Annotated in this window: 3 protein-coding genes; all 3 read right to left on the bottom strand. The window is 57.4% G+C overall.

The features are described 5' to 3' along the window. Positions 1-63: 63 nt before the first annotated feature. The gene (locus ABX749_RS17590; protein WP_372897114.1) at positions 64-1,749 is read right to left on the bottom strand and encodes a sugar transferase; all 1,686 of its coding nucleotides are present in this window, start codon (positions 1,747-1,749) and stop codon (positions 64-66) included. 69 nt (positions 1,750-1,818) lie between these two features. Continuing rightward, positions 1,819-4,242, bottom strand: a complete 2,424-nt coding sequence (locus ABX749_RS17595) for a polysaccharide biosynthesis tyrosine autokinase (protein ID WP_372897115.1) — start codon at positions 4,240-4,242, stop codon at positions 1,819-1,821. 1,350 nt (positions 4,243-5,592) lie between these two features. Beyond that, positions 5,593-6,298: hypothetical protein (locus ABX749_RS17600; RefSeq protein WP_372897116.1), on the bottom strand; the 706-nt coding region annotated here is incomplete at its 5' end.

A 6,298-nucleotide genomic window follows, 5' to 3' on the forward strand; every position in this document is an offset into this window, starting at 1 on the left:
TCTCCTTGTCTCCTTGTCTCCTTGTCTCCTTGTCTCCTTGTCTCCTTGTCTCCTTGTCTCCCATCAACACGCTCCTTCTCGGAGGAGGGCGGTTTTGACAGTTCGCCAGAGGATGAAGATGTCCAGGCTGATCGACCAATTGTGGAGGTAGAAGCGATCCATGAACACGCGCTGTGTGTAGCTGGTGGAATTCCGGCCGGAGACTTGCCACAGCCCGGTGATTCCAGGCCGCACCATTTGGTACAGCTCAAAGACTTCCGGATACTCCTGGATGTATTCACGGTCGTAGTCACCGCTGTCGATGATCGGTCGCGGCCCGACCAGGCTCATCTCCCCGAGCAACACGTTGAATAGTTGCGGCAGTTCGTCCAGGCTGGTCTTCCTCAGGAATGCGCCGATCCTCGTGACGCGTGGGTCTTTCTGCAGTTTGTGGGTTCGCTTCCACTCCTTCATCATTTGTGGGTTTTTCTGCAGGTACTCGCTCAACCGACGATCCGCGTCGCAAACCATGCTGCGGAACTTGATCGCTCGAAATGGGCTGCGGAACCTGCCGACGCGGTCTTGGTAGTAGAACACCGGCCCGGGATCAAACACCTTGATGGCGATCGCGATGGCGATCATCAATGGCAACCAAAACGGGAGGGTCAGCAACACCAAGACAAGGTCGATCACCCGTTTGGCCAACTGGGCATGGGGACTGGTAAGCGCCGTGTAACAATGCAGCTCGATCCCCGATCCCCGCTCGGCCAGCCGCACCGATTCGGTCGGATGGTAGGAGAAGTCCATCGGCAGCATCACGTGCGGAATCCCGTGAAAGGCGTGAAAGTCTTGCCATTGGCCGACGTCCTGTTCGGCCAGGGCGAGCCGGCAGGCCCCGGTTCCACGAAGGATCGATTCCAACTCCGTCGTCGGCCCTAACCAGCAACTCTCCGAGCGACGCACTGGGGCGCCGTTGCCGCTCAGGCTACCGTTCGGGCGTCGTACTCCTTCGGTCGAATCGATTCGAAAGAACTGACCGTCGGCCTGTTCGCGAATTTGGGGCTCCGCTGTTTTCTGCTCAGGCGTCATCGTTGCTGGGGAACCGTCCCAATGTCGCGTGGGGTCAAAAACGATGCCCGCCGGACGCAATCCTTCATGCCGCGATCGATCCAGTCGCTCAAACAGCTGCCTACTCGCAGCACCATTACCGACGATCACGACCGGTTGCGTCCACCAGTCGAATTTGCTGAGAAATAGCCTGGCCACCGGACGCACCGCTGCCAGACTGAAAAACAACGTGATCGATAGGGTGGCCCAGCAGAGCCAGGGGAATGCGTTCAAACTGGAACTCATCAACAGCCCGAACGCGACACCCACTGTCACAACGATACTGGTCTGCATGATTCCGCGAAACTCTTGCGCGTAACTCGCACCGCAAGCGGGATACAAACCGTGGATCCGATGCATCAAGACGACAAGCAGTACCACGCTGATGCAAAACGCCGGGTGCGGCGTTCCGCCATTCCAGCGATGAACCAGCGTCGCCGCCGTCACCGCAACACTGCTGGCAAGGATATCGGCGGCCAATAGTGGCACGGTTGAACGGAAGTCATACCAGGCCTGTGTTCTGCCCAGGCTCAACGCCGTCGACGTGCCAAGCTTTTGCAGCGATGCGGCATCGATCCTGTTCGCCGAATCCGCCGGATGCGTCGCAGTTGCGTTCTCCGCCACCGGTCTGACATTCGTCAATTCTTTTACTGTCGTGCTCATCGTACTCATGTTCTTCCGTGACCCCGTTAAATGAAAGCCATCATTGAATCGAGAAAAGAAGACAAACGATCAACGTTTGCCCGAGATCAAACGATTGCTGGCACCGCGCCCGTTCAGCTTGGCGGATTCACCATTGATTCGTTTATGCGAACGCTTGCTGGTGGGCAAGGAATCCTCTTCGTCGGATTCGTAGTACCGCCGATATCCGTCGACGTAGCCATACTCGCGTTTGCCGTGGTAGTTGTAACTACTGTACCCGTAACCGCGACGACGCGAGTTTCGACTATTGACGATCACACCATCGATCGGCACACGTTGATCACGGAGGATTTCGGCGGCACGCTCGACGAGCGTTCGGTTGTTCTTTTCAATCCGCACCGTCAGCAGGCAGCTGTCGACGTGCAGCGTGATGATCGCCGGATCAGTGACCGCCAACAGGGGCGGAGAATCAATGAAAATCAAGTCAAAGGACTGACGCGCTTCGGCGATGAACTCCGCGAAAGAGTCCGATTCCAGCAGCTCCGACGGAGCCGAGGTCCGCGAACCGGCCGGACACAACGTCAGATTGATCTGCTCGCATTCGTGCAGGCATTCCGAAAAGCAGACCACGCGATTCAAATAGTCCGAAAGGCCGGGTGAACGTTCGATGCCAAAGGTTTGCGAAACAACCGGCCGCCGCAGATCTGCGTCAACCAGCAATACCCGCTTGCCGGCCTGAGCCATCGAGACCGCCAAGTTGGCGATCGTCGTCGACTTGCCGTCCGAGGGACTGGGGCTGGTCATCAAGAACACTTGTTTCGATTGCTTCTTGGCCAAGAACAGAATGGACGTTCGGACGAAGCGGAAGGTTTCGGTATCGGTCGCCCGGGGCACGTGGAACGCCGCGATTAAAGGTGATATACCTGAACCTTCGATCGCCTGTTTCTGAAGTCTGGATTCGTGAAGCATCGGCAGGTGGGCCAAGATCGGTGCTCCGACCAGGCTTTCGACGTCTTCGGGATTTCGGAAGGTGCGGTCGGCCAGTTCGGCCAACATCGCCAATCCAAACCCTAGCATGATTCCGCCCATCACACCCATGATGGCGATCTTTGACTTTGACGGCCAAACGGGCAGGCTGGCCGGCATCGGCATCACCAACAAGTCCGTGGAAAAACCAGAGTAGTCATTGGTGAGATTTAACTCTTGCAGACGCTTGAAGACCTCGTCATAACGAGCCTGCGCCCGGTCGAGGTTGGCCTTCAGCGCCGTCCCTTTGAGGAAACTCAGTTCAACTTCCTTGGCCAACTTGGACTCCTGTTCCGACAGCGCCAGCAACTCAGATTCACGCCGTACAAACTCATTGATGTCACTTTTCAGAACCGTGTAGTAGGTGGCCAGGATTTCAGCGGGAGGGATGTTGAACTCGGTTTCTTTGCCCTTGGTCGGTTCAGCCTCCTCCTGTAGCGTGAAGTTTTGAATGCTGGCGATTTCTGTATCGAGTGCAACCACACTGGGGTGCCCGGCACCATAGGTGGCACGCATCACTTGCCGTTGACTGAGTAGCTCCATCAAACGATTGACTTTCGACGTGCTAGATGTGTTCGCCACAATCCGAGCGATGTCTAGATCATTGTCACCCCTCGTCCTTTCTTTGGCGATGCTGACGAGCGTCTCCAGCCGAGCAATGTCTTCTTCGGTCAGAAGACTCATCACCTCGGCATCGGTCAGTTCATCCGCGCTCTTGCCCTTGACCGCGTCGGCGATGACAAGCCGTCGTGAGCGAGCTGACGCGAGAGCCGTCCGTACGTTGGCAAGTTCGTTCTCGATGCTCTTCAGTCGGGTCCGATGGATGTCTTCCAGGTTTCCTACGCCGCTGCCGCTGACGTTCAACAAGGCCGGCACGGACGCTACAAAGTCACGGTACTCCTGATCGGCTTTCTGGAGTGCAATTTCATTTTGGACTTGAGCCTTGGCAATCAGCTCGACCGCTTCGGCTCCCACATCGTGCGACTGGCCGTCGATGTAAAGTTGATACGAATCGAAAATGGCTTGCAGCACCTTGGACGCAACTTCGGGATCGCCATCCCGATACGTCGCTCGCAAGATACTTGCACTCGCGCCCGCTCCCTTGCCTCCCTTGCTGATCGATAATCCAGCTCGCAGCTCGCCGACACTGCGGTCCAACTTCGCTCGCTCGATCGCTTGCTGGAGCACCTTGGGGCTGCCGAAGAGCTCGATGTGCGTGGACAGGATTTCGTCTTGCATCGTCACGGCGCCATCGGAGGTGCCACGCACGCCCGTGCTCGCCATCTCGCTGGACAACTGGCCGACCAGGACGGCCAGCTGCGATTCGTAAATCGGCTTTTGCTTGACAAAGTAAATCGTGGCACAGGTTGCCCCGACCAGTATGCCCAGCGTGATCAGATGGAAACGGCGGCGAACGATGCCGAGCAAATCGATATTCAGCTCGGGGCCGTCGTCGCAATCCTGAGCTTCGTCTTGGTAACGTTTCATGACTTCAGTGGGGAGGGAGAGAGCACGATTGAAGTGAGAAGAGGTTCAAATGCGGACGCGGGGTTTTGCTGCTTCTTCAGTGACGATTTGCACGAAGTGGCGTAAGCATTCTGCTTGCGTTCCAAACGGATCGGTGTGCCGTGCGAGTTTTGTTGGAAATGGCAAGCAGGATGCTTACCCCACTTCGCAACCTGGACTTCACTTCTCAACCTGGACTTCGTCCACTTGGATGACATTCACCGAACGCAAGATCGACCATCGATCGATCACTTCGGACTTCGTCCGCTTGGGTGACATTCACCCCATTCACACTACAACTGTTCACTAAGCGACAGTTGATAAGTCAAGCAAAAGATCCCGCTGCGACGTGGCGTCGCGAGATCACTTTTCAAAACGTGAGGCACCGGCGGTGCATCAGATCGGCTATCTGCGAGCCATTGGACGGCTCAATCGATGAAGGGATTTAGAACGGCTGGTCAATCCTATGCCGGTCAGTGGATCATTCATGGGAGCCAGGCGGTGGACGCACCACACGTTCGTCGACAGGCACCACACAGGGCGCGACGATTGCGGTACGGCGGTGGAGAAAGAAACCGTCCGTTGGCCAGGAAGAGTTCATCTGGCGCGGTTCTAATTGGTCGGCACACAACAATGCCATCGCAAAGGATCGGTTTTTTAGCGGGCACACCGCGATGTCGATTGTTCGGTCCATCAGTCGTTCCATTTTACGGCAGCAATGTGTCAATCGCTGCGTGATCTCCGTAATCGGTTTCAATGTGAACACGCTTGCACGGTCGTCATTGGGGCGTCGGCAATTCAAGTTTTCGCTCCAGCGAAAGGTGCGCTCTGTCATGAATGTGTCGCCGCCAATCGACGTCCCGATTCTACATCGATTCAAAATGTGTCAAGGGAATTGATCCCGGGCAAGATCGAGTCGGTGTGACGCCCCCCCTCTCTGCCGCCAGGAATATTTGGCGATGTTCTCAGGTGCGCCCTTAAGCAACACGAAGGGGACCTCGCCGAACCGACACCTAAGGCCGATCGCTGCCCTTCACTGAACATTTATTTTGCAAAATTTCTTTGCGACACCAGGACGAAGCGCGTTGGCAAAGGTGGGTTCACACATTCCTAACGAGCAGAATCCCGAACCCACACACATGATGGACATGATGTTGCCGACGCACGTCGTCGCATCATTGAAAGCGCGAATCGTCTCTCTTGCTGACTAGCAAGCATGGAGTGCACCTTGAGAGTCAACGGCTATGGTTGAGTCGTTTACCATCGTCACGGTGATTGTGGCGGAGTAACGAACAAGACCGCTAAACGTTCAGCGATTCACGCCGTGTTCGATCATTGTTTGGGATCGATCTTGACGATTTCGGCTTGAAAGGTTTGCACGCAGGCTTGGATCCAAGGGTGGGACTCGATCTCTCGCATCCGTTCCATGCGCTCTTTTGCGGTCGCTTTCGGCGCGGGCTTGGGCGCCTGGGGGCGGCCCGGCGATGCGGCGCCGGCGACCAATTGAAGGGTGACCGGATGACCGACGATCTCGGCGAGCGCCTGGGAGACCGGCCCGCGGTGTTCCGGCAAATCCATCCGCTTCATCGACATCGATGACTCGGCCGGAAAAACCAGATTGATTTTGGCGGCACCTTCTAGCTTTGCCTCTGCCATCGAAGCGATCGATGCGGTCATCGGCTGAACGCCCTGCAACGCCTTGGCCAGAACTTCTTGAACGTTGGAGACCGACAACTTCATCTTGGGCGACGGCGGCGAGCCCGACGCGGCGGTGTCGGAACGCTGGGGCGACGGGGACCCGAGAGTGGCGCCCGTGTCGGCGGCACCTGCGGCGGGCTCCGGTGCAGAGGGTGTCGACCCCGATGGTGTCGGCGCAGCCGATGACGCTGGCGAAACAGTGGCTGGGGAAGCCGCGACCGGGGCCGGCGGCGCAGCGTGAGCCGGTGGCGCAGCGGGAGCCGGTGGCGCAGCGGACGCGGGAGACGCGACCGAGGAAGGTGCAGCCGTGGAAGGTGCCGGCGTCGCCGGAGCCTCCGCA

Origin of the sequence: Stieleria sp. (genome assembly GCF_041595215.1) — a bacterium.
Classification (GTDB): Bacteria; Planctomycetota; Planctomycetia; order Pirellulales; family Pirellulaceae; genus Stieleria; species Stieleria magnilauensis.

Bases quoted from the DNA above. Each gene is read 5' to 3' on its own strand.
- ABX749_RS17595 (WP_372897115.1), bottom strand. From the start codon at position 4,242: ATGAAACGTTACCAAGACGAAGCTCAGGATTGCGACGACGGCCCCGAG.
- ABX749_RS17590 (WP_372897114.1), bottom strand. From the start codon at position 1,749: ATGAGCACGACAGTAAAAGAATTGACGAATGTCAGACCGGTGGCGGAG.